This window comes from Pseudoxanthomonas sp. J35 (assembly GCF_000513995.1).
In the GTDB taxonomy this organism is placed as follows: Bacteria; Pseudomonadota; Gammaproteobacteria; order Xanthomonadales; family Xanthomonadaceae; genus Pseudoxanthomonas.
This window is the reverse complement of sequence record NZ_AZVB01000026.1, coordinates 1-23,249: the sequence shown is the minus strand read 5'-3', so window position 1 is coordinate 23,249 and position 23,249 is coordinate 1. Positions and strand designations below refer to the sequence as shown.

The 23,249-nt window shown below is 71.2% G+C and carries 24 protein-coding genes; 9 read left to right on the top strand and 15 right to left on the bottom strand.

What is annotated here, in order from left to right; translation table 11 throughout:
• Window positions 1-76 precede the first annotated feature (76 nt).
• The 7 genes from PSEJ35_RS0113030 to PSEJ35_RS0113000 all read right to left on the bottom strand — a co-directional run bounded on the left by PSEJ35_RS0113030 (window position 77) and on the right by PSEJ35_RS0113000 (window position 5,053).
• Window positions 77-715, bottom strand: coding sequence for a hypothetical protein (locus tag PSEJ35_RS0113030; protein ID WP_084635555.1), 639 nt, complete (start codon window positions 713-715; stop codon window positions 77-79).
• Window positions 712-1,341 carry a hypothetical protein gene (locus PSEJ35_RS0113025; RefSeq protein ID WP_028918181.1) on the bottom strand — a complete coding sequence of 210 codons (630 nt, stop codon included), beginning with the start codon at window positions 1,339-1,341 and terminating at the stop codon, window positions 712-714. Before PSEJ35_RS0113025 ends, PSEJ35_RS0113030 begins: the two co-directional genes overlap by 4 nt.
• A 2-nt stretch (window positions 1,342-1,343) precedes the next feature.
• Window positions 1,344-2,096, bottom strand: a complete 753-nt coding sequence (locus PSEJ35_RS0113020) for a phosphate/phosphite/phosphonate ABC transporter substrate-binding protein (RefSeq protein ID WP_028918180.1) — start codon at window positions 2,094-2,096, stop codon at window positions 1,344-1,346.
• Complete coding sequence (locus tag PSEJ35_RS0113015) at window positions 2,093-2,596, bottom strand: PAS domain-containing protein (RefSeq protein ID WP_051412682.1); 504 nt, start codon at window positions 2,594-2,596, stop codon at window positions 2,093-2,095. Before PSEJ35_RS0113015 ends, PSEJ35_RS0113020 begins: the two co-directional genes overlap by 4 nt.
• 2 nt (window positions 2,597-2,598) lie before the next feature.
• Window positions 2,599-2,988 carry a roadblock/LC7 domain-containing protein gene (locus tag PSEJ35_RS0113010; protein ID WP_028918178.1) on the bottom strand — a complete coding sequence of 130 codons (390 nt, stop codon included), beginning with the start codon at window positions 2,986-2,988 and terminating at the stop codon, window positions 2,599-2,601.
• An 84-nt stretch (window positions 2,989-3,072) separates the two neighbouring features.
• Window positions 3,073-4,233: an endonuclease/exonuclease/phosphatase family protein gene (locus PSEJ35_RS0113005; protein WP_232207666.1), complete on the bottom strand. Its 1,161-nt coding sequence runs from the start codon at window positions 4,231-4,233 to the stop codon at window positions 3,073-3,075.
• A gap of 82 nt (window positions 4,234-4,315) precedes the next feature.
• Window positions 4,316-5,053 carry an arginyltransferase gene (locus PSEJ35_RS0113000; protein ID WP_028918176.1) on the bottom strand — a complete coding sequence of 246 codons (738 nt, stop codon included), beginning with the start codon at window positions 5,051-5,053 and terminating at the stop codon, window positions 4,316-4,318.
• A gap of 166 nt (window positions 5,054-5,219) precedes the next feature.
• On the opposite strand from PSEJ35_RS0113000, the gene PSEJ35_RS0112995 reads away from it, so the two are divergent.
• Window positions 5,220-5,810, top strand: a complete 591-nt coding sequence (locus PSEJ35_RS0112995) for an EF-hand domain-containing protein (RefSeq protein ID WP_028918175.1) — start codon at window positions 5,220-5,222, stop codon at window positions 5,808-5,810.
• 92 nt (window positions 5,811-5,902) lie between these two features.
• Here the strand turns inward: PSEJ35_RS0112995 and PSEJ35_RS0112990 are convergent, their stop codons facing one another.
• The 3 genes from PSEJ35_RS0112990 to PSEJ35_RS0112980 form a co-directional block, all read right to left on the bottom strand.
• Window positions 5,903-6,427 (bottom strand): hypothetical protein, encoded by a 525-nt coding sequence (locus tag PSEJ35_RS0112990; RefSeq protein ID WP_028918174.1) that lies wholly within the window; start codon window positions 6,425-6,427, stop codon window positions 5,903-5,905.
• Window positions 6,428-6,429: 2 nt separating this feature from the next.
• Window positions 6,430-7,341, bottom strand: a complete 912-nt coding sequence (gene tesB / locus PSEJ35_RS0112985; RefSeq protein WP_028918173.1) for an acyl-CoA thioesterase II — start codon at window positions 7,339-7,341, stop codon at window positions 6,430-6,432.
• A 562-nt stretch (window positions 7,342-7,903) separates the two neighbouring features.
• Window positions 7,904-8,476 carry an N-acetylmuramoyl-L-alanine amidase gene (locus PSEJ35_RS0112980; protein WP_028918172.1) on the bottom strand — a complete coding sequence of 191 codons (573 nt, stop codon included), beginning with the start codon at window positions 8,474-8,476 and terminating at the stop codon, window positions 7,904-7,906.
• Window positions 8,477-8,501: 25 nt separating this feature from the next.
• Between PSEJ35_RS0112980 and PSEJ35_RS0112975 the strand changes: the two genes are divergently transcribed.
• The 3 genes from PSEJ35_RS0112975 (at window position 8,502) to rlmKL (ending at window position 11,951) form a co-directional block, all read left to right on the top strand.
• Complete coding sequence (locus tag PSEJ35_RS0112975) at window positions 8,502-9,008, top strand: MOSC domain-containing protein (protein ID WP_028918171.1); 507 nt, start codon at window positions 8,502-8,504, stop codon at window positions 9,006-9,008.
• A complete protein-coding gene (locus PSEJ35_RS0112970; RefSeq protein ID WP_028918170.1) occupies window positions 9,005-9,535 on the top strand; it encodes an alpha/beta hydrolase in 531 nt (176 codons plus the stop codon). Before PSEJ35_RS0112975 ends, PSEJ35_RS0112970 begins: the two co-directional genes overlap by 4 nt.
• A 145-nt stretch (window positions 9,536-9,680) precedes the next feature.
• Window positions 9,681-11,951, top strand: coding sequence for a bifunctional 23S rRNA (guanine(2069)-N(7))-methyltransferase RlmK/23S rRNA (guanine(2445)-N(2))-methyltransferase RlmL (gene rlmKL / locus PSEJ35_RS0112965; RefSeq protein WP_028918169.1), 2,271 nt, complete (start codon window positions 9,681-9,683; stop codon window positions 11,949-11,951).
• A gap of 191 nt (window positions 11,952-12,142) precedes the next feature.
• On the opposite strand, the gene PSEJ35_RS0112960 is transcribed toward rlmKL, so the two are convergent.
• The 4 genes from PSEJ35_RS0112960 to PSEJ35_RS0112945 all read right to left on the bottom strand — a co-directional run bounded on the left by PSEJ35_RS0112960 (window position 12,143) and on the right by PSEJ35_RS0112945 (window position 17,814).
• Window positions 12,143-13,396 (bottom strand): DUF445 family protein, encoded by a 1,254-nt coding sequence (locus PSEJ35_RS0112960; RefSeq protein ID WP_037083312.1) that lies wholly within the window; start codon window positions 13,394-13,396, stop codon window positions 12,143-12,145.
• A 392-nt stretch (window positions 13,397-13,788) separates the two neighbouring features.
• Complete coding sequence (locus PSEJ35_RS0112955; protein ID WP_037083306.1) at window positions 13,789-15,291, bottom strand: CoA-acylating methylmalonate-semialdehyde dehydrogenase; 1,503 nt, start codon at window positions 15,289-15,291, stop codon at window positions 13,789-13,791.
• A gap of 64 nt (window positions 15,292-15,355) precedes the next feature.
• Window positions 15,356-16,474: an alanine dehydrogenase gene (gene ald / locus PSEJ35_RS0112950; protein ID WP_028918166.1), complete on the bottom strand. Its 1,119-nt coding sequence runs from the start codon at window positions 16,472-16,474 to the stop codon at window positions 15,356-15,358.
• A 44-nt stretch (window positions 16,475-16,518) separates the two neighbouring features.
• Window positions 16,519-17,814: an aspartate aminotransferase family protein gene (locus tag PSEJ35_RS0112945; protein ID WP_198014188.1), complete on the bottom strand. Its 1,296-nt coding sequence runs from the start codon at window positions 17,812-17,814 to the stop codon at window positions 16,519-16,521.
• Window positions 17,815-18,058: 244 nt separating this feature from the next.
• Here PSEJ35_RS0112945 and PSEJ35_RS0112940 point away from each other — a divergent pair, with 244 nt between their 5' ends.
• The 4 genes from PSEJ35_RS0112940 to PSEJ35_RS0112925 all read left to right on the top strand — a co-directional run bounded on the left by PSEJ35_RS0112940 (window position 18,059) and on the right by PSEJ35_RS0112925 (window position 21,291).
• On the top strand, window positions 18,059-18,607 hold the full coding sequence (locus PSEJ35_RS0112940; protein WP_024869297.1) for a cupin domain-containing protein: 549 nt from the start codon (window positions 18,059-18,061) through the stop codon (window positions 18,605-18,607).
• Between the two features lie 120 nt (window positions 18,608-18,727).
• Window positions 18,728-20,230, top strand: coding sequence for an aldehyde dehydrogenase (locus PSEJ35_RS0112935; protein WP_028918164.1), 1,503 nt, complete (start codon window positions 18,728-18,730; stop codon window positions 20,228-20,230).
• 449 nt (window positions 20,231-20,679) lie between these two features.
• Window positions 20,680-21,069, top strand: a complete 390-nt coding sequence (locus tag PSEJ35_RS16255) for a hypothetical protein (protein WP_051412681.1) — start codon at window positions 20,680-20,682, stop codon at window positions 21,067-21,069.
• Between the two features lie 39 nt (window positions 21,070-21,108).
• Window positions 21,109-21,291: a hypothetical protein gene (locus PSEJ35_RS0112925; protein WP_028918163.1), complete on the top strand. Its 183-nt coding sequence runs from the start codon at window positions 21,109-21,111 to the stop codon at window positions 21,289-21,291.
• Window positions 21,292-21,318: 27 nt separating this feature from the next.
• Here PSEJ35_RS0112925 and PSEJ35_RS0112920 read toward each other — a convergent pair whose 3' ends face one another.
• Complete coding sequence (locus PSEJ35_RS0112920; protein WP_028918162.1) at window positions 21,319-22,284, bottom strand: integron integrase; 966 nt, start codon at window positions 22,282-22,284, stop codon at window positions 21,319-21,321.
• A gap of 279 nt (window positions 22,285-22,563) precedes the next feature.
• Here PSEJ35_RS0112920 and PSEJ35_RS0112915 point away from each other — a divergent pair, with 279 nt between their 5' ends.
• Window positions 22,564-22,917: a hypothetical protein gene (locus PSEJ35_RS0112915; RefSeq protein ID WP_156924816.1), complete on the top strand. Its 354-nt coding sequence runs from the start codon at window positions 22,564-22,566 to the stop codon at window positions 22,915-22,917.
• Window positions 22,918-23,249 lie beyond the last annotated feature (332 nt).

Here is a 23,249-nt window from a genome sequence, read left to right as displayed (position 1 = left end):
GCGACGTGATGCCCTGGCGGTAAAAACAGCGCCGCCGCCCGAGGGCGGCGGCGCAACTGCCTTCACTTCGCTTCGATCAGAGCGGCGCGGCGAAGCGTGCGCCGGCCAGCTGGATGCTCCACACCAGCTCGACCATCGCCAGGTTGTTGAGCAGCGGTTCGCCGGCCAGGATCAGCCAGTAGCCGGTGCCGTCGACCCAGAACGGCACGAACGACCAGTCCGGCAGCAGCATGTCCGGGTCGCTGTGGAAGGAGACGCGGCGCGCCCCGTCCCAGCCACGGCGCGCCTGGCGCTGCGCGAAGGAGGAGTAGTCGGCGGCCGCGGCGCTGAGCGTCTCGGCCTGCTCCTGCGACAGGCCGGACTGGCCCAGGCAGAAGCCGCTGTCGGAGGCCAGCACCGCGCGGCGCTCGCCGGACAGCGGCGCGATCACGTGCTGGGCGAAGTCGCCCAGGCGCACGTCCGGCGCCGGCACCTCGCGACGCAGCAGCTGCACCCACTGCCGCTCGCGCAGCTGCTCGAGCATGCGCCCGCCCTGGTCGTGGTTGCGGCGCCAGCTTTCCAGCGGCGGGGCGGACTGGTCGCGCAGCATCGCCTGTACCGCGCGCTGCATCGGCGTCGGGTCCGGGGAGGAGAAGGCATGCAGCGCACCGCGCGGGGTCGGCAGGACCCACATGGCGGTGGAGAGGGTTTCGACGCTGTCGAGGGTCTGGGTCATGTCCGTGTCGTTGAACGGGGCGGGGGCTGCTTCTCGCCCATCGCCGCGTGCTGTTCCAGCCAGGCGGCGACCTGTTCCCAGCGGTCGCCCACGGCGATCTCGTGGCGGCGCAGGTCGCGGCTGGCGAGCATGAAGGCGAACTTGTCCTGGCAGGAGACGCAGTGGTCGAGGAAGTCGCGCTCGATGCGCGCCGCCTGCAGCGGCTCGCCGTCGAGCAGGGCCTCCACCACCCGCGCCGCCAGGCGTCGCGAATGGTCGGGGCTGGCGCGGCGGATCCGCGCCGGCACGCTGGCCGAAGGCTGGGCGAACACGCTCCAGCGCGTGGCCAGGGTGGTGACCTGGGTCAGCGCGTGGCCGTGGGCGTTGCGGTCGAAGGCTTCGGCCACGTAGGGCGGCAGCCGCGGCGCCGCCAGGGCCAGCGCGGCCTGGCGGATCGCGGTCTCTTCCTTGGGCAGGGCCACGAACAGGTCCGCCAGCGTGCCCTGCAGCGGTTCCACGTCGCCCAGCTGCAGGGCCGACTGCAGGCGCGCCAGGTGCGCGCTGGCGTCCTGCGGGGCGCGCAGCACCGCACAGGTGCGGGTGCGGAACTGGCGGCGTGCGTTGAGCGAGGCGGCGGTCCCGGGCATGGTCAATCCAGCAGGGTGTCCATCAGGTCGATCATGAACTCGGCGTCTTCCTGCTCCATGGCCTCGAAGCCGTTGGCCAGGCCCAGCGCCCTGAGCACTTCCAGGTCGCCCGGGTCGGCCGGGTTCACGCCGAGCAGGGCCTCGGACAGCCTGGGCAGGTCTTCGGTCATGCGCGGGTGGGCCAGCAGCACGTGGCTGATGTCGCGCAGCTTGCTTTCCACCAACACCTTCAGCCGCTCGCGGGTGATGCGCGCCAGCGAGTGGTAGGCCGAGGCGAGGAAGAAGCCCGCGTCCACCTGGCCGTTGAGGGTCATGCGCGCGGCGGCCTGGTAGCTGTTGGCCAGTTCCCAGCGGATGTCCTGTTCGGCCAGGTCGGCCGGTTCGAGCAGGCGCAGGCCGATCAGCTTGACGTCGCGGTTGTCGGTGAGGGCGATGCTGCAGCCCGGCTGCAGGTCCTCGACGCAGTTGAGCGGCGAGGTCGCGGCCGTGGCGATCACCATCTCGTCCGAATGCCCGGCCGGGCGCGCGAACGGGATGTAGCCTTCGCTGCGGATCAGCGAGGTGGCATCGAAGGGATTGGCGTAGACCAGGTCGACGCCGCCGTCGGCCAGCATGCGCACCTGTTCGTGGGCGTCGCTGGGCATCAGCAGGTGCAGGCGCAGGCCGGAGCGGCCCTGCAGCAGGGTGCTGAGCATGTACCAGCCGGGGAAGTTCTCGGGCGCGAAGTCCGGCGCCACCAGCATGTTCAGCGTCATGCGCCCACTCCTGCGATCTCTTCCTCGAGCCACTTCTGGTAGACCGGCACCAGCTCCTCGATGCGCTTGCGCGAAGGCTTGCGGCGCACCGAGGTGTAGCCGACGACCTCGCCGTTGCGCACGTTCGGCAGCGCGGTGGCGTAGACCCAGTAGTGGGCGCCGTCCTTGCGCAGGTTCTTGACGTAGCCGTGCCACTTGCGGCCCTGCTTGAGGGTGTCCCACAGGTCCTTGAAGGCGACCTTGGGCATGTCCGGGTGGCGCAGGATGTGGTGCGGGGCGCCGATCAGTTCCTCGCGGCTGTAGCCGCTGATCTCGACGAAGGCCGCGTTGGCGTGGGTGATGATGCCGTCCAGGTCGGTCCTGGAGACGATGAGACGGCCGTCGGGGAAGGGCACCTCGCGATCGCTCCAGTGGATGACGCGGGAGGTGCCGTCCTGGTAGATGGCTTTGGCGGAGCGATGCGGCTCCGCCGGCGGGACCATGTCGGGGAGCACGCGCATGTTCAGACGATCCTGCCGAGGGCCTGCGCGGCACGCTTGATGTCAAGGAAGGCCAGGCCCAGCTTCACCTCGGCCTTGGTCAGCACGGTCAGCACGGCCTCTTCGCCGGCGGCGGTCATGATCACGTAGCCGTGCTCGCCCTGGACCAGGACGCGCTCGAGGCGGCCGCGGCCCAGTTCGCGCGCGGTGCGCTCGCCGAGCGAGAGCAGCGCCGCCGACATGGCGCCGATGCGGTCTTCGTCCATGCCCTGGGGCATGACCGCATCGATCAGCAGGCCGTCGATCGAGATCAGGGCCGAGGCTTCGATGTCGGCGCTGGAGGTGTTGAGGTCCGCCAGCGTCTGATGGATCTGCTGGGCCCTTTGGTTCTGCTGGAGGGGGATCGCGTTCATGTATTCATTGCAGCACGCCATCCCGAAGGGGAGATTGATTGAAATCAATCGCCCACTGCCGCCTTTCCGGACCCCCGGTGCCGTTCAGTCGGCGGCAAGCTCCACCCATACCAGGTGGTGGTCGCTGGCATCGGCGATGGCCGCTGCGGGATCGTCCGAAGCCGGCCAGAACACGCCGCTGCCGCGCAGGGCGAAGCCGGTGGACGGCAGCACGTAGTCCAGGCGCATCGCGCCGGAGCGAGGGCCGAAATCGCCGGTCACGTGCGCCGGTGCGCCGCGGTGCTGCAGCCCGGCCGCGGCATAGGCACGGGCCTTTTCCGCGCCGCCGATCGAGCTCGGCGTGGCCATGCGCAGCACGCGCGGATGTTCGAGCAGGCCGAGGATGGCTTCGCTGTGGCCGTCGCCGTCGACCGGATCGTTGTTGAGGTCGCCGGCGATGACGAAGCGCGCGTCCGGCGCGAGGCCGCCGCAGCGCCCGGCGTCATCGCACAGCCACGGGTGTTCGCCCGGCGAGATGTAGTCCTGCCACAGCCGGATCTCGTCGGCGTTGCGCGCACCGTTGCGGTCCTCCGGACCGTCGAACACCGGCGGGGTCGGGTGCGAGACCAGGAAGTGCACCGTGCCCAGCGGCGTGCGCACCGGCACGTCCCAGTGCGACTTGGACGACAGGCGCAGCTGCCGCCATACCTCGTCCTTGTGCCAGGGCTGGCCGGTGGCCGGGTCGAGCGGGCGCCGCGCGCCGGGCATGTCGGCCCAGCGCAGCAGGCGGAAGCTGCGCACCTGCGCCGCGTCGATCGGATGCATCGACAGCACCAGCATGCCGTACTGGCCCGGGTGCAGGCCGTAGCCCCAGGCGTCGTTGCCGCGGGCGCGGCCTTCGCCGCCGACCACACCGTTGTTGTCCAGGTCCAGGCCGCTGGGCACGCCGGTGTTGACCTCGGCCAGGTAGCGGTAGGGATAGCGCAGCGGTTCGCCGCCGCCGGCCTGCGGCTGTTCCAGGTACCGGCGCTGGAACAGGTCGGCGGCGCGGCCTTCGGGGTCGTAGTCGAATTCGTTGAGCAGGACCAGGTCCGGGCGCACCTGCTGCAGCACTGCGGCGATCCTGCGCGCGCTCTCGTCGCCGGCTTCCAGGCGGCGGACCAGGCCGCCGTCCTCGTCGTCGTACAGCGAGGTGTTGTAGGTGGCCACGCGCAGCGTCGCGTGCGTCGCGGCCGGCTGCGGCGTGCTGGCGCAGGCGGTGGTCATCAGCAGGAGGGCGGCGGGCAGGAAGCGGAAGAGGGCGTGCATGCGCCGATTCTCGCATGCGCCGCCGCGCGCTCGTCCGCGCTCAGGGTTCGAAGCGGCGCCAGCGGCACCCGTCGAAGGCTTCCAGCGGGCGGAAGCGGCGCTTGTAGTCCATCTTCGCGTGGCCGTCGATCCAGTAGCCCAGGTAGAGGTGGTCCAGGCCCTCGCGGCGGGCCCATTCGATCTGGCGCAGGATCGCCAGCGTGCCCAGCCCGCGTTGCGGCAGGTCCGGTTCGTAGAAGGTGTAGACCGCCGACAGGCCGTGGGGCGCGCGGTCGGTCACCGCCACCGCCAGCAGCCGTCCGGGCTTGCCGTCGCCAGGCTCGCGCATCTCCAGGAAGCGGGTGTCCGACCAGCTGCCGACCAGGAACTGGTCGAACTCGGCGGTGCCATGCCCGTCCATGCCGCCGTCGCGGTGGCGGCTGCCGAGGTAGCGCTGGTACAACTCGAAGTGTTCGGTGCTGCGCCGCGCCGGCACGATGCGCGACTCGACCTCGGCGTTGCGTGCCAGGCAGCGGCGCTGGCTGCGGTCGGGAACGAAGTCCGCGATCGGGATGCGCACGGCGATGCAGGCGCGGCAGTGCGCGCAGTGCGGCCGGTAGACCAGGTCGCCGGAGCGGCGGAAGCCCCATTCAAGCGCCTGCGGGTAGAACGTCGCCAGGCGCGGGTCGCGCGGATCCAGGACCAGGTCGCGCGCGCTGCGCTCCGGCCAGTAGCCACAGGGGTGGCCGCCGGTCTGGAACAGGCGCAGGTCGTCGGTCGGGGAGGAGTCGTTGCCCATCGGGTACGGACCGCGGCGGATGCCCGCAGCATAGCGCCGGCCGGTCGCGGACGCTGCGACGCCTTTCCCGGACGGTGGCTGAACGGATCCGGCGGGCGGTCAACCGGCCCGGTGCTGGCCCGTTCTCCTTCGCGTGGCCACCGGGTCACCTTGACTGGAGAACACCATGAAGAAGACCCCCTCCCTGATCGCCGCCGCCCTGCTGGCCATGACCGCCGGCGCCGCCGTGGCCCAGACCACCCCCCCGGCCGCCGCGCCTGCGAAGGCGGAGCGCAAGGCGCTCGATGCCAATGGCGACGGCGTGGTCGATCGCAGCGAGGCCGCCGCGTTCCCCCGCCTGGCCGCGCGTTTCGACGAACTGGACCGCGACCAGGACGGCAAGCTGCAGACCGGCGAGCTGCCGCGCCACGGCAAGGGCCACCACGGCCGCTTCGGCCACGGGCCGAACGACGGTTTCATGGCCCTGGACGCCGACAAGGACGGCCGCATCAGCAAGGCCGAGGCCGCTGCCAAGCCGCGTTTCGCCGAGCGTTTCGCCAAGCTCGACGTGAACGGCGACGGCTTCCTCGACAAGGCCGATCACGAGCTGGCGATGAAGAAGCGCAACGACGCCTGGTTCACCGAGGCCGACACCGACAAGGACGGCAAGCTGAGCAAGGCCGAGTTCGACGCCGCCCATGCCAGGCGCATGGCGGAGCGCGGCCACCACCCCCCGAAGGGCGGTTCGGCGCCGAAGGCTGCGCCGGCGCAGAAGTAAGCCCGCTGGAGCCCCGGCTCCGCGAAGCCTGAAGCAACGAGGCCCGGCGATGCGTCGCCGGGCCTCTTTTTATGCCGTGGCGCGCCGCGCGCTCAGTCCTGCGGCGCTGGCGGCGGCGGGGCGATGCGGACGCGGACCTCCTCGTCCTCGTCCTCGGCCGGCGCCGGTTGCGATGCGGCTGGCTGTTCCGTGGCAGCGGGGACTGCCGCCGGCGCGGGCGCCTTGTGGCGGCCCATCCACACCAGCACCGCCACCGCCGCGATCACCAGCAGCAGGGCCAGGCGGATGCGCCAGGCCCAGCGGCTGCCGCCGTTCTCCTCGAAGCGCGAGGGCAGCGCTTCGGTCGCTGCCTGCGGCAGGCCGGAGTAGGAGCGCGTGGTCGCCAGCAGGCCAGCCTGGCGCAGCAGCTCGCGGGCGCGTGGCTGGTCCTCGGCCAGGCGCACCCAGACCGCCGGCTGCTGGTTCTGCGGCACCGGTTCGGAATAGCTGAACTGCCCGCGGCGACGCCCGCGGTAGGAACGCGGCTGGCTGACGTGGACCGCGATGCCGGCCTCTTCCAGCATCTTCGCCACGCCTTCGACGGTTTCCAGGCGCTGGCTGGTGAATACCTGGCGCACGCTTATTCCTTCGCCGGCACGGCCCGCGCGGCGGCGCGGTCCGGGACGACGCGGATCAGGCCTTCCTGGGCGGTACTGGCGACCAGCCGGCCCTGGCGATCGAAGATCTGGCCGCGGGCCAGGCCGCGCGAGCCCTGGGTGGAGGGGCTGTCGATCGAGTACAGCAGCCACTCGTCGATGCGGAACGGACGGTGGAACCACAGCGCGTGGTCGAGCGAGGCCATCTGCACGTTCGGCGTGTAGTAGCTGATGCCGTGGGGGAAGGTCGCGGTGCCCAGCAGGTGGAAGTCGGAGGCGTAGGCGAGCAGGGCCTGGTGCATCTCGGTTGTCGCGTCGCCGACGCTTTCGCGCAGGCGGAACCACACCTGCTGGTAGGGCGGGCGCTTGGGCGGGTTGAGTTCGTCGCGCGGATAGACGTGGCGGAACTCGAACGGGCCGCCGCGGGAGAGCCAGCGCTGCACCTTGGTCGGCAGCGAGGCCATCACGTCGGCCGGCACCAGCGGGGCGGGCTGGACGTCTTCCGGCTGCGGGACCTCGGGCATGCCGAGCTGGTGCTCGGCACCGGGTTCGTCGTCCTGGAAGGAGGCGGCGCAGAAGAAGATCACCTTGCCGTGCTGGATCGCGGTGATCCGGCGCACGGAGAAGCTGCCGCCGTCGCGGGTGCGGTCGACGTCGTAGACGATCGGGTGGTCGATGTCGCCGGCGCGCAGGAAATAGGCGTGCAGGGAGTGCACGTGGCGGCCGTTGTCCAGGGTGGCCTGGGCGGCGGCCAGGGCCTGGCCGAGCACCTGCCCGCCGAACACGTAGCGGGTGCCGATGTCGCGGCTCTGGCCGCGGAAGAGGTTGTCTTCCAGACGCTCCAGGGTGAGCAGGTCGATCAGTTCGGAGGCCACGGGGCCGAGGGCGGGGGGCAAGGGGGCACCCGTCGTCGCTAAGGGGGGAGCCAATTATACCGGGGGCGTTGTCTGCCCCCTCTCCTCCGGGGAGAGGGCCGGGGGAGGGGGCCGGGGGCCGGCAAGTCCTCCCGTTCGCGGTGCGGCGGCGTCCGGACGTTCCCCGCTCGAGCCTGAGTCCGCTCGATCGACAGCCACAGCAACAGCAACAGCAATAGCAATAGCGACAGCAACAACGACAGCATTGGGTTGGGCCAGCTCCGGACGGAGCCGCGGCAGCACGGGGGTATGGCGCATCGCGCGGTTCCGCGTCCTGCTCCAGCGCGCGAACGCAGCACATCCATGTGCTGCTTGCGCCATACCCCCGTGCTGCCGCGTCTTCGGGCGCTTATGGGTCGTGGCTTCTTTCCCTCGCTCCCCGGGGGAAGGGTTGGGGCGACGGACATGAATCCGCGGCGCTTCGGGTAGAGCGGGGCTTGCCCCGCTGCTCTTGGCGCGGGTTGGGGCATCGGGCGTGGGAGTCGGGCGAGCCCGACTCTACGAAGAGCGGGGCATCAGGGGTGGGAGTCGGGTGGGCCCGACTCTACGAGGGCAGGAGGCGCTGGAGGGGGAGGGCGGCGAGGACGCGGTCCCAGGGGAAGCGGGGGCCGGGGTCGAGCTTGCGGTGCACCAGCACCGCCGGATCGTCGCTGGCGGGGACGCGCTCGCGGTCCAGGTCCTCGTGGCCGGCGATGTGGCGCAGCGAGGGCAGGCGCGCGGCCAGGTCCTGCAGCAGGCGCGCCAGCGCGTCGATCTGCGCGTCGGTGTACGGCTCGTCCATCGCCTGGTGGCGTGAGTCCAGCCAGTGCGGGTAGCGCCCGCTGTTGACCAGCTCGATCCCCAGCGAACGCGGGTTCTGCCCGCGCACGTGGTGGGCGATGCGCTCCTCGGGCACGTAGCGCAGCACCGTGCCGTCGCGGTCGATGTAGTAATGGCCGCTGTTGCCGGTGCCGCTGTCGTAGCGAACGCGTTCGCCGTACTCGCGGGCGGTGGCCAGGTCCGGCAGTTCGGTGCAGTGGATGACCACCAGGTCGATGTCCGCCAGCGAACGCTGCCCGAGCCGGTCCACGTAGGGTAGCGGCTGGTCGATCACTTCGAGTTCCGGCGGGGTGGGCATGGGGCCGGATGCTAGCATTCGCGCCATGGCGACCCGCAGCTCCGTTCCTCCTCCCGACAGTCCCCTCGGTCGGCTCATGGCGACCCTCCCGCGCGGCGGCAAGGTCGAATGGATCGGTCTGCGCCCGGCCCGCGACACGGCGATGGTCGAGGTCGACGCGGTCGAAGCCACCCCCGGCGCCGGCCTCACCGGTGACCGCTACAACGGCGGCAGCGGCAAGCGCGGGGTCACCCTGATCCAGGCCGAGCACCTGCCGGTGATCGCCGCGCTGTCCGGCCACGAATCCGTCGTCCCGGCCACCCTGCGCCGCAACCTGGTCGTCTCCGGGATACCGCTGGTGGCGCTGAAGGGCCGCCGCTTCCGCGTCGGCGAGGTGGTGCTGGAAGGCACGGATGCGTGCGATCCGTGCACGCGCATGGAGGACGCGCTCGGCCCCGGCGGCTTCAATGCCATGCGCGGCCACGGCGGGCTGTGCGCGCGCATCGTCCAAGGCGGCACCCTGCGCGTCGGCGACGTGGTGGAGGCGCTGTGAGCCGCGGCCACTGCATTCTTTCCCACGGTTTCGAAAGCGGCCCGGACGCGACCAAGGTCACCGCGCTGGCGCAGGCGGCCGAGGCGCTGGGCTGGACCACCGAGCGCCCGGACTACACCGACCTGGACGCGCGCAGCGAGGTCAGCCGCGTCGGTGACGTGCCGGCGCGCCTGCAGCGCCTGCTGCGCATCGCCGGCGAGGCGGTGCAGCGGCGCGGGCCGGTGGTGCTGGCCGGCTCGAGCCTGGGCGCCTATATCTCGGCGATCGCCTCGCTGCAGGTGCCGACCCGCGGCCTGTTCCTGATGGTGCCGCCGCTGCAGATGGGGCCGATGCCGGCGCTGGACGCCGCGCCGGTGCCGACCTCGGTGGTCCATGCCTGGCACGACGAGATCATCCCGGCGGCCGGGGTCATCGAATGGGCACGCGCGCGCTCGGCGCGGCTGCTGCTGCTGGACGACAGCCACCGCCTGTCGGCGCACGTGGACGCCACCGCGCGCGCCTTCGCCGAGCTGCTCGAATCGCTCTGAGCCTGCGCCGGCGGCCATCGCCCGGGTGAACGCCGCGCCAGCCCCGGGCTGGCGCGGCCCCGCCCGATGGCCGACCATTCCCATCCATGCCGATGCCCGGCCGCGCGCCGCGGCCCGGCGGCCCCGAACGCGAGCCCGTTTCCCGATGAAGTTCTTTGTTTCCTGCGCCAAGGGCCTGGAATACCTGCTGGCCGACGAACTGGTGGCGCTGGGCGCCGCGAAGGCCACCGCCACCATCGCCGGTGCCAACGCCGAAGGCAGCCTGGCCGACGCCCAGCGCGCCGTGCTGTGGTCGCGCCTGGCCAGCCGCGTGCTGTGGCCGCTGGCCAGCTTCGACTGCCCGGACGAGCAGGCGCTGTACGCCGGCGCGGCCGCGGTACCGTGGCACGAGCACCTGGGCGAGGGCGACACCCTGGCGGTGGACGCGCACGTTTCCGGCGAGGCGATCAGCCATGCGCGCTTCGCCGCGCAGCGGGTCAAGGACGCGGTGGTCGACGTGTTCCGCGCGCAGGGCCTGGAACGGCCGTCGGTCGACGTCGAGGCCCCCGGCCTGCGCCTGAACCTGTCGCTGCGCAAGGGCAGGGCGACGTTGTCGATCGATCTCGGTGGTGGCCCGCTGCACCGGCGCGGCTGGCGCGCCGAACAGCGCGAGGCGCCGCTGAAGGAAAACCTCGCCGCGGCGGTGCTGCTGCGTGGCGGCTGGCCGGCGCTGTATGCCGAAGGCGGCGCGCTGCTCGACCCGATGTGCGGCAGCGGTACGCTGCTGATCGAAGGCGCGCTGATGGCCGCCGACGTGGCTCCGGGACTGGGCCGGATCGACGCGCGCAGCGCCGGCGATCCGGCGCCGGAGGCACTGGCGGCCCCTTCGCTGGAAGGTGCGGCACAGGACCCGTGGTCGGCGGCGCTGGCGAAGGTCGCGCCGGGCGATGCAGGCGCCCGTGCCGTCGCCGCGACCGCCGATGCGTCGCGGCCCACCCGCTGGATCGGCTTCGATGCCGCCGCCTGGCGCGCGCTGGTGGCCGAAGCCCGCACCCGCGCCGCGGCCGGCCTGGCCGCGCTGCGCCCGGTGTTCCATGGCAGCGATCTGGATCCGTACGCGATCGCCGCGGCGCGCAGCAACGCGCAGGCCGCTGGCGTCGCCTCGGCGATCGCGTTCGAGGTGCGCGATATCGACGCGCTGCCGGAGGCGCCGCAACCGCGCGGCCTGGTGGTGTGCAATCCGCCGTACGACCGCCGCCTGGCTGCAGACGGCCTGCTGTACCGGCGCCTGGGCCAGGCGCTGCAACGGGCGGTGCCGGAGTGGCGCGCCAGCCTGCTGTGCGGCGACGCGGAGCTGGCCCAGGCCACCGGGCTGCGCGCGGCGAAGAAATACCAGCTGTTCAACGGCGCGCTGGAGTGCGCGCTGATCGTCTGCGATCCGCTGCGCCCGCCGCAGCGCGACGCCGTCCCGCGCGAGCTGTCCGAAGGCGCGAAGATGGTCGCCAACCGCCTGCAGCGCAACCTGCGCAAGCTCAAGAGCTGGCGCAGCGGCGAGGGCGTGTCCTGCTTTCGCGCCTACGACGCCGACATCCCCGAGTACGCGGCGGCGATCGACGTCTACGCCGAGGACGGTGGCGAACAACGCACCTTCCTGCACGTGCAGGAGTACGCACCGCCGGCGGAGATCCCCGAGGCCGACGTGCGCCGCCGCCGCCACGAACTGCTGGCCGCCGCGCGCACGACCTTCGCCGTGCCGCCGGACCGGGTCGCGCTGAAGACCCGCGAGCGCGGCAAGGGCGGCAGCAAGTACGGGCGCTTCCAGCAGGGCGGCGAGCGCTTCGTCGTGCGCGAGCATGGCACGAAGCTGTGGGTGAACCTGTTCGATTACCTGGACACCGGCCTGTTCCTCGACCACCGCCCACTGCGCCGGCGGATGGCCAAGGAGGCCAGGGGGCGGCGCTTCCTCAACCTGTTCTGCTACACCGGCGTGGCCAGCGTGCAGGCGGCGGTGGCCGGCGCGGCATCGACGACCAGCGTGGACCTGTCGGCGACCTACCTGCAGTGGTGCGCGGACAACCTGGCGCTCAACGGCATGGGCGGCGCCTCGCACCGGCTGGTGCAGGCCGACGCGGTGGCGTGGCTGGAGGCCGAGCGCGGCAAGTACGACGTGATCTTCTGCGACCCGCCGACCTTCTCCAACTCGGCGCGCGCGGACGATTTCGACGTGCAGCGCGAACACGTGCGCCTGCTGCGCGCCGCCTGCGCACGCCTGGCGCAGGGCGGGGTGCTGTACTTCTCCAACAACTTCCGCCGCTTCCGCCTGGACGAGGAAGCGGTGGCGCAGTTCGCCCACTGCGAGGACATCAGCGCCTCCACCATCCCGCCGGACTTCGAACGCAACCCGCGCATCCACCGCGCCTGGCGCCTGACGGTTTGAGGGGCGTGCCGCGCTTGGTAGAGCGGGGCTTGCCCCGCTGCTTTTCGCAGGGCGCTGGAACATCGGGCGGGGGAGTCGGGCAAGTCCGACTCTACAGGGGCGGGGCTTTTGTAGAGCGGGGCTTGCCCCGCTGCTTTTCGGGGGGCGTTGGGACATCAGGCGGGGAGTCGGGCGAGCCCGACTCTACGGGGTCACACCGGGGCGCGGTCGAGGAGGACGATCACCGCGTGCAGGAGCAGGCCGATCAGACCGCCTACGAGGGTGCCGTTGAAGCGGATGTACTGCAGGTCGCGGCCGACGCTCAGCTCCAGCTGCCGGACCAGGTGGCGCTCGTCCCAGCTCTTCACCGTCTGCGCGATGTAGTCGGTCACGCCGCCGCGCAGGCGCAGGGCCAGCTTTTCGGCCCCGCCCATCACGTGCTGGTTGATCGCCTCGCGCAGGCCCTCGTCGCGGCCCAGCGCCTCGCCGATGCCGAGCAGCGAGCGTTCCAGGTGGCGCGCCAGAACGCCGTCTCCGCGTTCCAGGTCCTCACGCAGGGCGCCGTGGATCTGGTCCCATAATCCGCGCACGTAGTCCTGCACGCTGGGATGGTCGATCAGGTCCTGCTTGATCTTCGCCACGCGCGCGGCCAGCTCGGGATCGGTGCGCAGGCGCTGGATGTACGTACGCAACCAGCGTTCGTAATCGCGGCGGATCGGGTGGCGCGGCTCGGCGAGGATGCCGTTGAGCTCTTCCAGCACCGCGCGGGCGATGCGTTCGGCCAGGTCGTCGGCGATGCCTTCGACCGGACGGATCCAGTTGACCGTGCCGACCAGCCGCGGCCACTCGCGGCGCGCGTGCTTGACCAGCAGCGCCGAGGCGCGCCGCTTCACCGCCTCGCCGTCGAGGTAATGCGACAGGCGCTTGAGCGCCTCATCCAGCAGCTGCTGGTGGCGGCCATCCGCGGTGAGCAGGCCCATCACCTCGCCGGCGGTGGCGGAGGCATCCCAGGCCTGCAGGCGGGCGATGACGAAGCGCTGGATGCTCTCGTGCACCGCGCGCTCGTCGAGCAGGTCCAGCGCCTGCAGCGCCCAGCCGCGCGCCATCTGCGCCAGTCGCTGCGACTGCTCGGGCCGGGACAGCCACTCGCCCAGCTTCGTCGCCGGATCGAACACCTCCAGCCGCTTGAGCAGGGTCTCCGGCTCGAGGAAATGGTCGCGCACGAACGCGGCCAGGCTGTCGGCGATGCGCGCCTTGCTGTGCGGGATGATCGCGGTATGCGGGAAGGGCAGGCCCAGCGGATGGCGGAACAGCGCGACCACCGCGAACCAGTCGGCGAGGGCACCGACGGTGGCCGCCTCGCAGAACGCCGACACCCACGCCCACACGCCCTGGTTGCCCATGGCGTGGCTGAGCACGAAGCCGGCGACCATCGCCAGCAGCATCGCCAGGGCGATGCTCTTCATGCGGCGCAACTGCGCCGCGCGCGGGTCCTGCTCGCTCATCTGCGTCCTGTAGGGGAGGGAGGCGCCACCATCGGGCGGCACCGACTCGCGGGAGTTTAGCGGCGGGGGCGTTGCCGGCGTGTAGCCCGGATAAGCGAAGCGCGTCCGGGGGTACGCGTGGTGGGCCCGTTCGTCCCGGATGCGGCCTTCGGCCTTATCCGGGCTACGGAATCCGGATGTCCCGCGCCTGTGAAAAGCAGCGGGGCGAGCCCCGCTCTACGAGGCGAGCCTGGCCCGGTGGGAGCGGAATGCCCCTGTAGAGCCGGGCTTGCCCGACTCCCCCGCCCGATGTTCCAGCGCCCTGCGAAAAGCAGCGGGGCAAGCCCCGCTCTACAGGTCGAGTGCCGGCGGGGTCAGCGCATTGTCGGCATCACGAACTCGGCGCCGGCGGCGCCTTCGGGCCAGCGGGCGGTCACGGTCTTCAGGCGGGTGTAGAAGCGCACACCGTCGGGGCCGTGCATGTGCAGCGGGCCGAACAGCGAGGCCTTCCAGCCGCCGAAACAGTGGAACGCCATCGGAACCGGGATCGGCACGTTGATGCCGACCATGCCGGCCTGCACGCGGCGCGCGTACTCGCGGGCCGCGCCGCCGCTGCGGGTGAACACCGCCGTGCCGTTGCCGTACTCGTGGCCGTCCACCAGCGCCAGCGCCGACTCGAAGTCCGGCACCCGCACCACGCACAGCACCGGCCCGAAGATCTCCTCGCGGTAGATCCGCATCTGCGGGGTGACATGGTCGAACAGGCTGCCGCCGAGGAAGAACCCGTCGCGCGAGGTGCACGGATGCGCGCGCCCGTCGACCACCAGCTTCGCGCCTTCCTGCACGCCCAGGTCGATGTAGCCGCGCACCCGCTCGCGGTGCGCCGCGTCGACCAGCGGACCCATGTCCGGATCCTCCAGGCCCGGCGCGATGCGCAGCCCCGCCACCTTCGGCGCCAGCGCCGCGACCAGCGCGTCGGCGGTGGCGTCGCCCACGCAGACCGCCACCGAGATGGCCATGCAGCGCTCGCCGGCCGAGCCGTAGCCGGCGCCCAGCAGCGCGTCGGCGGCCAGCCCGATGTCCGCGTCCGGCAGCACCACCGCGTGGTTCTTGGCCCCGCCCAGCGCCTGCACGCGCTTGCCGGCGGCGCTGCCACGCTCGTACAGGTAGCGCGCCACCGGCGTGGAACCGACGAACGACAGCGCCTGCACCCGCGGATCGTCGAGCAGCGCGTCCACCGCCTCGCGGCCGCCGTGGACCACGTTGAACACGCCCTGAGGCAGCCCGGCCTCCTGCAGCAGCCGCGCCAGGTGCAGCGCCGCCGACGGCACCTTCTCCGAGGGCTTGAGCACGAAGCTGTTGCCGCAGGCCAGCGCCACCGGCGCCATCCACAGCGGCACCATCACCGGGAAGTTGAACGGGGTGACGCCGGCGACCACGCCCAGCGGCGCGCGCTCGCTCCAGCTGTCCACGCCGCGGCCCACTTCCGGCGAGTGCTCGCCCTTGAGCAGGTGCGGGATGCCGGCGGCGAACTCCACCACCTCCATGCCGCGGGTCACCTCGCCGCGCGCATCGGACAGGGTCTTGCCGTGCTCGGAGGTGATCGTGCGCGCCAGTTCGTCGGCATCGCGTTCGATCAGCCCGCGCAGGCGGAACATCACCCGCGCGCGCTGCAGCGGCGGCGTGGCGGCCCAGGCCGGGAACGCGGCCTGGGCCGCATCCACCGCGGCGCGGACCTGGGCCGCATCGGCCAGCGGCACCTGCGCGGTGACCGCGCCGCTGGACGGGTCGAACACCGGCGACAGGCGCGCGCCGGGCGCGGCCGCCACCGGGCCGCGGATGTGGTGGGTGAGCTGGCGGATCTGGTGCGTGTCCATGGCGGTCTGCGGTGCGCGGCGCGGCGGGCGCCGGTGGTGGGGAAGGGATGCGTGCCGGGCGCGGCTACGCCGCCAGCGCCTCGGAAGCCGGCGTGTACGGCAGGCGCAGCGCATCGGCCACCGCGCGGTAGGTGAGTTTGCCGGCGTGCACGTTGAGGCCGTTGCGCAGGTTCGCGTCGTCCATCAGCGCCTGCACCGCGCCCTTGCCGGCCAGCGCCAGCGCATGCGGCAGGGTGGCGTTGGTCAGGGCGAAGGTCGAGGTGCGGGCCACGCCGCCGGGCATGTTGGCCACGCAGTAGTGGATGATCCCGTCGACCTCGTAGGTCGGCTCCTGGTGGGTGGTCGGCTTGCTGGTCTCGAAGCAGCCGCCCTGGTCGATGGCCACGTCCACCAGCACCGAGCCGGGTCGCATCAGCTTCAGTTGCGCGCGGCTGACCAGCTTGGGCGCGGCCGCGCCGGGGATCAGCACCGCGCCGATCACCAGGTCGGTGTAGGGCAACCGTTCCTGGATCGCGTCCTGGCTGGAGAAGATCGTGGTCAGCCGGTCGCCGTAGAGCTCGTCGACGTACTTGAGCCGTTCCAGCGAACGATCCAGCAGGGTCACGTGCGCGCCCAGGCCCATGGCCATGCGCGCGGCGTTGAGACCCACGGTGCCGGCGCCGATCACCATCACCTCGGCCGGCTTCACCCCGGGCACGCCGCCGAGCAGGATGCCCGAGCCGCCCTGCGCCTTCTCCAGCGCGTGCGCGCCGGCCTGGATCGACATGCGCCCGGCCACCTCGCTCATCGGCGCCAGCAGCGGCAGGCCGCCGCGGTCGTCGGTGACGGTCTCGTAGGCGATCGCGGTGCAGCCGGAAGCCAGTAGCGCCTTCGTCTGCTCCGGGTCCGGCGCCAGGTGCAGGTAGGCGTAGAGGATCTGCCCGGGCCGCAGCATCGCGCATTCGGCCGGCTGCGGCTCCTTGACCTTGATGACCATTTCGGCGCAGCCGTAGACCTCCTCGGCCGTGTCGACGATCCGGGCGCCGGCGGCCTCGAACGCCGCGTCGGCCAGGCCCGCGCCTTCGCCGGCGCCACGCTGCACGAGGACCTGGTGGCCGCGTGCGGACAGCTCGCGCGCGCCGGCCGGGGTCAGGCCGACGCGATACTCGTGGTTCTTTATTTCCTTGGGTACGCCGATCAGCATGGAAATCTCCGTGGAGTGATGACTGCGGCGTGGGGGAGCGCCGGTCAGAGGCTCGAAAGAATCTCGCCCAGCATCGAGAAGATGTCGTCGATGTGCCGTCGTTCGACGATCAGCGGCGGCGACAGGGCGACGATGTCGCCGGTGGTGCGCACCAGCAGGCCCTTGCGGAACGCCCGCTCCAGCACCTGGTAGCCGCGCGCGCCGGGGGCGCCGTCCTGCGGCGCCAGCTCGATCGCGCCGATCAGGCCGTAGTTGCGGATGTCGATGATGTGCGGGCTGCTGCCGCGCAGCGCGTGCAGGCCGTCGGCCCAGTAGTCCTCCAGCTCCAGCGCCCGGGTCAGCAGGCCTTCCTCGGCATAGGTGTCGAGGGTCGCCAGCGCGGCGGCGCAGGCCAGAGGGTGGCCGGAGTAGGTGTAGCCGTGGAACAGGTCGATCGCGCCCTCCGGGCCCTGCATGAAGGCCTCGTGGATGCGCTCGGACACGAACACCGCGCCCATCGGAACGCAGCCGCTGGTCAATCCCTTGGCCACGGTCATCATGTCCGGGGTGACCCCGAAGCGCTGCGCCGCGAACGGCGCGCCGACCCGGCCGAAGCCGGTGATCACCTCGTCGAAGACCAGCAGGATGCCGTACTTGTCGCAGATCTCGCGCAGCCGCTGCAGGTAGCCCGGCGGTGGCAGGATCACGCCGGCCGAACCGGAGATCGGCTCGACGATCACCGCCGCGATCGTGCTGGGGTCGTGCAGCTGCACGATCCGTTCCAGGTCCTCGGCCAGCTCCACGCCGTGCGCGGGCAGGCCGCGCGAGAACGCGTTGCGGCCGATGTCCAGGGTGTGGCGCAGGTGGTCCACGCCCGGCAGGCCAGGGCCGAACCACTTGCGGTTGTTGGGCAGACCGCCGACCGAGATGCCGCCGAAGCCGACGCCGTGGTAGGCCTTCTCGCGGCCGACCAGTTTCGTGCGCTGGCCCTCGCCGCGGGCGCGGTGCCAGGCGATGGCGATCTTCAACGCGGTGTCGACGGATTCGGAGCCGGAGTTGGTGAAGAACACATGGTCCAGCGGCCGCGGCGCGATTTCCTTCAGGCGCTCGGCCACGACGAAGGGCAGCGGCGAGCCCATCTGGAAGTGCGGGGCGAAGTCCAGGGTCGCGGCCTGGCGCGCGATCGCCTCGACGATGCGCGGGCGCGCATGGCCGGCGTTGCAGCACCACAGGCCGGCGGTGCCGTCCAGGATCTGGCGGCCCTCGACGTCGCGGTAGTACATGCCCTCGGCCGAGGCGAGCAGGCGCGGGCTGTGCCGGAACTGGCGGTTGGCGGTGAACGGCATCCAGAACGCGTCCATGGCCGGCGGCGCGGCCAGGTTCTGGGAGGCGTAGTGGTCGGCCAGGGCGGCCCGGGAAGCGTCGGCGTCGGTGCTCATGGCGGCAGGCTCCGGTCTGGATCGGCGGGGCGTCCGTGGGACCGGGCGCCGTTCGAAAAATTCAACGCTGGGGGCGAGTCTACGGCAAAAATTGACCCCGGCGGGGTGCCATGTAAAGTATCCCGCAACACGCCGGGCCAGCCCCCGGACGGAGCGGAACGAGGCGATGGACATCGGCGCACGCCTGCAGCGGGTACGCACGGCCCGTGGCCTGAGCCAGCGCGAGCTGGCCCGCCGCGTGGGCGTCACCAACAGCACGATCTCGCTGATCGAGCAGAACAAGGTCAGCCCCTCGGTCAGCTCGCTGAAGAAGGTGCTGGACGGGATCCCGATCTCGCTGGCCGACTTCTTCACCCTGGACCTGGACCCGGGCCCGCCGGAGCAGCCGTTCTACGCGGCCGACGAACTGCCGGACGTGGGCAATGGCGGCATCCACTACTACCTGGTGGGCCAGCACCGGCCGCAGCGGCAGATGTGCATCCTGCGCGAGGTGATGCCGCCGGGCAGCGACACCGGGGAGGCGATGATCGTCCACGAAGGCGAGGAGGGCGGCGTGGTCGTTTCCGGCCAGGTGGAGGTGACCGTCGGCAGCCAGGTGCGGGTGCTGGGGCCGGGCGAGGCGTACTACTTCGAGAGCAAGGTGCCGCACCGTTTCCGTAACGTCGGCGACACCGAGGCGGTGATCGTCAGTGCGAACACGCCGGCGACGTTCTGATGCACAGGTGGCGATTGTTTTCCGTCGGCAGGCCTCGCACCGTGATGCTTCGAGGTCGCCAGCGGTTCCAGGACCATTTCTCCGCTGGACGGGGTTGACGCTTTACTTCGGGAGTTCACGATGAGCACTGCACGTACCCGCACCGATTGGGAAGCGATGGCCGCCGGGCTGTCGCTGCGCACCCAGGCGTTCATCGACGGCAAGTACGTCGACGCCGCCGACGGCCGCACCTTCGACTGCACCAGCCCGATCGACGGGCGGGTGCTGGGGCAGGTGGCGCGTGGAGGGCAGGCGGACATCGACCGCGCGGTGCGCGCGGCGCGGCGCAGTTTCGAGGCCGGGCACTGGTCGCGGGCCAGGCCGGTCAAGCGCAAGAAGACCCTGCAGAAGCTGGTGGCGCTGATCGAACGGCACGCCGACGAGCTGGCCCTGCTGGAAACCCTGGACATGGGCAAGCCGATCGACGACGCGCGCAACGTCGACCTGGCCGCGACGATCCGCTGCTTCTCGTGGACCGCCGAGGCGCTGGACAAGGTCTACGGCGAGGTCGCGCCCACCGGCGAGGACGAGCTGGGCCTGGTCACGCGCGAGCCGCTGGGCGTGGTCGGCGCGATCGTGCCGTGGAACTTCCCGTTGCTGATGGCGGCGTGGAAGCTGGCCCCGGCGCTGGCCACCGGCAACTCGGTGGTGCTCAAGCCCTCGGAGAAGTCGCCGCTGAGCGTGCTGCGCCTGGCCGAGCTGGTGGCCGAGGCCGGCATCCCCGACGGCGTGTTCAACGTGGTGCCGGGTTTCGGCCAGGAGGCCGGCGAACCGCTGGCGCTGCACATGGACGTGGACGGGCTGGTGTTCACCGGCTCGACCGCGGTGGGCAAGCGCCTGCTGCAGTGCGCCGGCCTGTCCAACATGAAGCGCGCGTACATGGAGTGCGGCGGCAAGAGCCCGAACATCGTCTTCGCCGACGCCCCGGACCTGGCCAAGGCGGCCGAGGCCGCGGCGGTGGGCATCTTCTACAACCAGGGCGAGGTCTGCACCGCGGCCTCGCGCCTGCTGGTGGACCGCTCGATCAAGGACGAGTTCGTCGCCCGGGTGGTGGAAGCGGGCAGGAAGATGCAGCCGCGCCACCCGCTGGAGCCGGGCGCGCCGATGGGCGCGCTGGTGGACGAGTCGCAGACGAAGCGGGTGCTCGACTACATCGCCAAGGGCCAGGCCGAAGGCGCGAAGCTGGCCCTGGGCGGCAAGCGCATCTCGCCGGTGGACGGCGGCTGCTACGTGGAGCCGACCGTGTTCGACGAGGTGCGCCCGGAGCACACGATCTCGCGCGAGGAGATCTTCGGCCCGGTGCTGTCGGTGATCCCGTTCGACAACGAGGCCCAGGCGCTGAGGATCGCCAACGACACCGAGTACGGCCTGGCCGCCGGCGTGTGGACCGCCAACCTGGCCCGCGCCCACCGTGTCGCCCGCGGCCTGCGCGCCGGCAGCGTGTGGGTGAACTACTGGGACGGCGGCGACATGACCGCGCCCTTCGGCGGCTACAAGCAGTCCGGCAACGGCCGCGACAAGTCGCTGCACGCCTTCGACAAGTACACCGAGATCAAGGCGACCTGGATCAACCTGGCCGACTAGCCAGGAGCCCCCTCTCCCCCGGAGAGGGGTAGGGCAGCGGGTCGGGCGCCGGCGTGGCCCGGACAAGGCCGAAGGCCGCATGCGGGAAACCGGTCCCGCGCGCCCCGGCGGCCGACACTCCGTGACACCAGGCGCCGTGATCCCGGGTGCGCTCCGCTTACCCGGGCTACGCACCTGGCCTCCCTCTCTCCTCGCGAGGGGGGAGGGGAGAGGTTCGGGCGCCCAGCAATCGCCCCGTAGCCCGCATAAGGCCGAAGGGCGCATCCGGGACACCACCTCGAAGGGCCCGGCAGTCGACCATCCTGCGATACCAGACCGCATACCCCGGGTGCGCTCCGCTTGCCCGGGCTACGCTGATGTCGCGTCCTGGGTTAACTTCAGGCCCAGCCGGACTCACGCCCAGGGGGGGCGGGCGCCCGGCCAGTCCCGGACCTGGGGGAACCGCCGCCATGGCTGCGAAAAGCCGCGATGTCCTCATCCCGTGTTTCCTCGTCGCCTTCCTCGCCGTGGGCCTGCCTTACTGGCTGACGCCGCTCAAGCAGCTGGCGCTGCCGGACGCGATCCTGGATGCCCGCCTGGTCGTCGTCGCAGTGATGGCCGCAGTGCCAGCGTTCCTCAGCGGCACGGGCTTCTGGCTGTCGTGGCTGGTGATCGGCGCCTCGGTCCCGGCCGCCATCTTCGCCCGCGTCGCCTACGACGTGATCCTGGATCCGGGCACCCACAACCTGTGGCCGTTCGAGATCGCCCTGGTCCTGGCGCCCGGGTTCGGATCGGCATTCGTGGGGGCGCTGGTCGGCGGATTGCCCGGATGGCTGCTGTTCGTCCGCCAGAGCGCGTGATGGGCCGACCCCGGGCGTGAAGACCATACGGGCACAGTCATGTTCAAGCTGATCGGCGCGTTCCTCCTGCTCTACGTCTGCTACGCGGTCGCCACCGGACGCATCCACGCGAAGGCCGGCGTCCGGATGCGCGAAGTCCAGCGCATCGACTCTCCGGGTTATTTCTGGAGCGTGGTGGTGATCTGCGCGGCGCTTTCGGTCGTACTGTCCACCGTGTTCTGAATCCCACCGGTGCAGCCGGCCATCTCCTCAGCGGTCCAGCGGGCTGACCACACCGTGGGCGCCGCGATTGAGGACGTGGGTGTAGATCTGGGTGGTGGCGACGTCCTTGTGCCCGAGCAGTTCCTGCACCGTGCGGATGTCCGCGCCGGCTTCCAGCAGGTGGGTGGCGAAGCAGTGGCGCAGGGTATGTGGGGTCACCGGCCGCTCGAAGCCCGCTTCCAGCGCCGCCCGCCGCACCGCCGCCTGCAGCACCTTCTCGTCGATGTGGTGGCGCCGGCGCACGCCGTCGCGCGGGTCCACCGAGATGCGCGTGGCGGGGAACACGTACTGCCAGCCCGGCTCGGCCGCCGCGTTCGGATACTTGCGCGCCAGCGCGTGCGGCAGGTGCACCCGGCCGAGCCCGGCGGCCAGGTCGCGTGCGTGCAGCTGGCGCACCCCCGCCAGCTGGCGGGCGAGGGGCTCGCGCAGCGCGGCCGGCAGCACGGTCATGCGGTCCTTGCCACCCTTGCCATTGCGCACGGTCAGTTCGTTGCGCGCCAGGTCCACGTCCTTCACCCGCAGCCGCACGCACTCCATCAGGCGCAGGCCGCTGCCGTAGAGCAGCCCGGCCATGAGCGCCTCGCGCCCGGCCAGCAGGCCGAGCAGCTGGCCGACCTGGGCCCGCGACAGCACCACCGGCAGCCGTTGCGGCCGCCGCGCCCGGACCACGTTCTCCATCCACGGCAGGTCCACGCCCAGCACCTCGCGGTACAGGAACAGCAGCGCCGACAGCGCCTGGTTCTGGGTGCTGGCGGCGACGTGGTCGCGTGTGGCCAGGCGGGTGAGGAAGGCCTCGACCGCCGCCCCGTCAAGATCGCGCGGATGCCGCGGCAGGTACGCCCGGATATACCGGCGAATCCAGTAAAGGTAGGCCTGCTCGGTACGCAGGCTGTAATGCTTGAGCCGCAGCCGCCCGCGTACCTGCTCCAGCAGCCGCGGCCCGCCCGCCTGCATCCCTCCGGCCGATAACGGGGCCTGCTCGCCGTCATACGTCATATCGNGGCCTCCTTGCCGCCTTTCCCCGGATCCTGGCGCCCCGCCGGCCGGGCCGGAATCGGCATAAACCTNTGATTGCGGTAGGAATTCCTTGATTGACGGCTCCCGCCCCGGGGCACAAACTCGGCGCTACGCCCCCGGTGGGGGTCTACTGGTAGTTAGGCGCCTGAAGCAGCAACGTAGCAATCGTAAGAGGAAGCAATGCCAACTCCGCAGTACGCGTCACTCGAGAGCATCATGACGGCCAGCAACCGCCTCCATTTTTCGCAGGCGGACGGGCAGTACCTGTTGTCTACCCTCAAAGGCTTCATGCAGTCGGGCCGCAGGATCAACTTCCATCCAACGATGGCAGGTTCGGTTAAAGAAGCATTCGATGAAGGCTTTATCGCGTTGAAGGCAGCCGACTTGGACACCGACTTTGTCTTTATCAAGCAGAATGCTGGCCGCGGCATCTTTGGTGGCCAAAAGTCGCGAGTAATGACCTATGTGGGTTCGCTCGAACACGACGAACTTATGCCTAGCACTCTCTGCAAAAATGTAATTATGGCCATGGCCGCCGTTAACGCGGTCTATCGCAGTCAGGGCCTGTAAGTGCCTCGCCAGGCACCTAACAATTCCGTGGGGAGCTTCCCGTCAACCCGGGGTGCATGACGTCCTTGCCTTGAGCTTCAGGCATTGCTGCTTCCTCGTTGTGGTGTTGTTGCTCTGCTGCTCTGCTGCTCTGCTGCTCTGCTGCTCTGCTGCGGTGCTGCTGTTCGCTCAGTGGTCGGTGGCAACGAAAGCCAGACTGCATTTCCGTGGACGGTCTTGTTGGATCGATGTCGCCGATCCGGACCAGGGCAAAAACCGCACCCGAAGGCCTCTCTCATTCATCGGTGTCGCCCGGTCGCGGGGATCAGCCGCGTGCCGTGGTGGCGCCGGAA

What these genes read in the sequence shown, in the direction of transcription:
- rlmKL (WP_028918169.1), top strand. Translation starts at nt 9,681, where the DNA reads ATGAAGTTCTTTGTTTCCTGCGCCAAGGGCCTGGAATACCTGCTGGCC.
- PSEJ35_RS0112940 (WP_024869297.1), top strand. Translation starts at nt 18,059, where the DNA reads ATGGACATCGGCGCACGCCTGCAGCGGGTACGCACGGCCCGTGGCCTG.
- PSEJ35_RS0112980 (WP_028918172.1), bottom strand. Translation starts at nt 8,476, where the DNA reads ATGCCCACCCCGCCGGAACTCGAAGTGATCGACCAGCCGCTACCCTAC.
- ald (WP_028918166.1), bottom strand. Translation starts at nt 16,474, where the DNA reads ATGCTGATCGGCGTACCCAAGGAAATAAAGAACCACGAGTATCGCGTC.
- PSEJ35_RS16255 (WP_051412681.1), top strand. Translation starts at nt 20,680, where the DNA reads ATGGCTGCGAAAAGCCGCGATGTCCTCATCCCGTGTTTCCTCGTCGCC.
- PSEJ35_RS0113005 (WP_232207666.1), bottom strand. Translation starts at nt 4,233, where the DNA reads ATGACCACCGCCTGCGCCAGCACGCCGCAGCCGGCCGCGACGCACGCG.
- PSEJ35_RS0112915 (WP_156924816.1), top strand. Translation starts at nt 22,564, where the DNA reads ATGACGGCCAGCAACCGCCTCCATTTTTCGCAGGCGGACGGGCAGTAC.
- PSEJ35_RS0113015 (WP_051412682.1), bottom strand. Translation starts at nt 2,596, where the DNA reads ATGCGCGTGCTCCCCGACATGGTCCCGCCGGCGGAGCCGCATCGCTCC.
- PSEJ35_RS0113030 (WP_084635555.1), bottom strand. Translation starts at nt 715, where the DNA reads ATGACCCAGACCCTCGACAGCGTCGAAACCCTCTCCACCGCCATGTGG.
- PSEJ35_RS0113020 (WP_028918180.1), bottom strand. Translation starts at nt 2,096, where the DNA reads ATGACGCTGAACATGCTGGTGGCGCCGGACTTCGCGCCCGAGAACTTC.
- PSEJ35_RS0113000 (WP_028918176.1), bottom strand. Translation starts at nt 5,053, where the DNA reads ATGGGCAACGACTCCTCCCCGACCGACGACCTGCGCCTGTTCCAGACC.
- PSEJ35_RS0112920 (WP_028918162.1), bottom strand. Translation starts at nt 22,284, where the DNA reads ATGCAGGCGGGCGGGCCGCGGCTGCTGGAGCAGGTACGCGGGCGGCTG.
- PSEJ35_RS0113025 (WP_028918181.1), bottom strand. Translation starts at nt 1,341, where the DNA reads ATGCCCGGGACCGCCGCCTCGCTCAACGCACGCCGCCAGTTCCGCACC.
- PSEJ35_RS0112995 (WP_028918175.1), top strand. Translation starts at nt 5,220, where the DNA reads ATGAAGAAGACCCCCTCCCTGATCGCCGCCGCCCTGCTGGCCATGACC.
- PSEJ35_RS0112925 (WP_028918163.1), top strand. Translation starts at nt 21,109, where the DNA reads ATGTTCAAGCTGATCGGCGCGTTCCTCCTGCTCTACGTCTGCTACGCG.
- PSEJ35_RS0113010 (WP_028918178.1), bottom strand. Translation starts at nt 2,988, where the DNA reads ATGAACGCGATCCCCCTCCAGCAGAACCAAAGGGCCCAGCAGATCCAT.
- PSEJ35_RS0112945 (WP_198014188.1), bottom strand. Translation starts at nt 17,814, where the DNA reads ATGGACGCGTTCTGGATGCCGTTCACCGCCAACCGCCAGTTCCGGCAC.
- PSEJ35_RS0112975 (WP_028918171.1), top strand. Translation starts at nt 8,502, where the DNA reads ATGGCGACCCGCAGCTCCGTTCCTCCTCCCGACAGTCCCCTCGGTCGG.
- PSEJ35_RS0112955 (WP_037083306.1), bottom strand. Translation starts at nt 15,291, where the DNA reads ATGGACACGCACCAGATCCGCCAGCTCACCCACCACATCCGCGGCCCG.
- PSEJ35_RS0112960 (WP_037083312.1), bottom strand. Translation starts at nt 13,396, where the DNA reads ATGAAGAGCATCGCCCTGGCGATGCTGCTGGCGATGGTCGCCGGCTTC.
- PSEJ35_RS0112935 (WP_028918164.1), top strand. Translation starts at nt 18,728, where the DNA reads ATGAGCACTGCACGTACCCGCACCGATTGGGAAGCGATGGCCGCCGGG.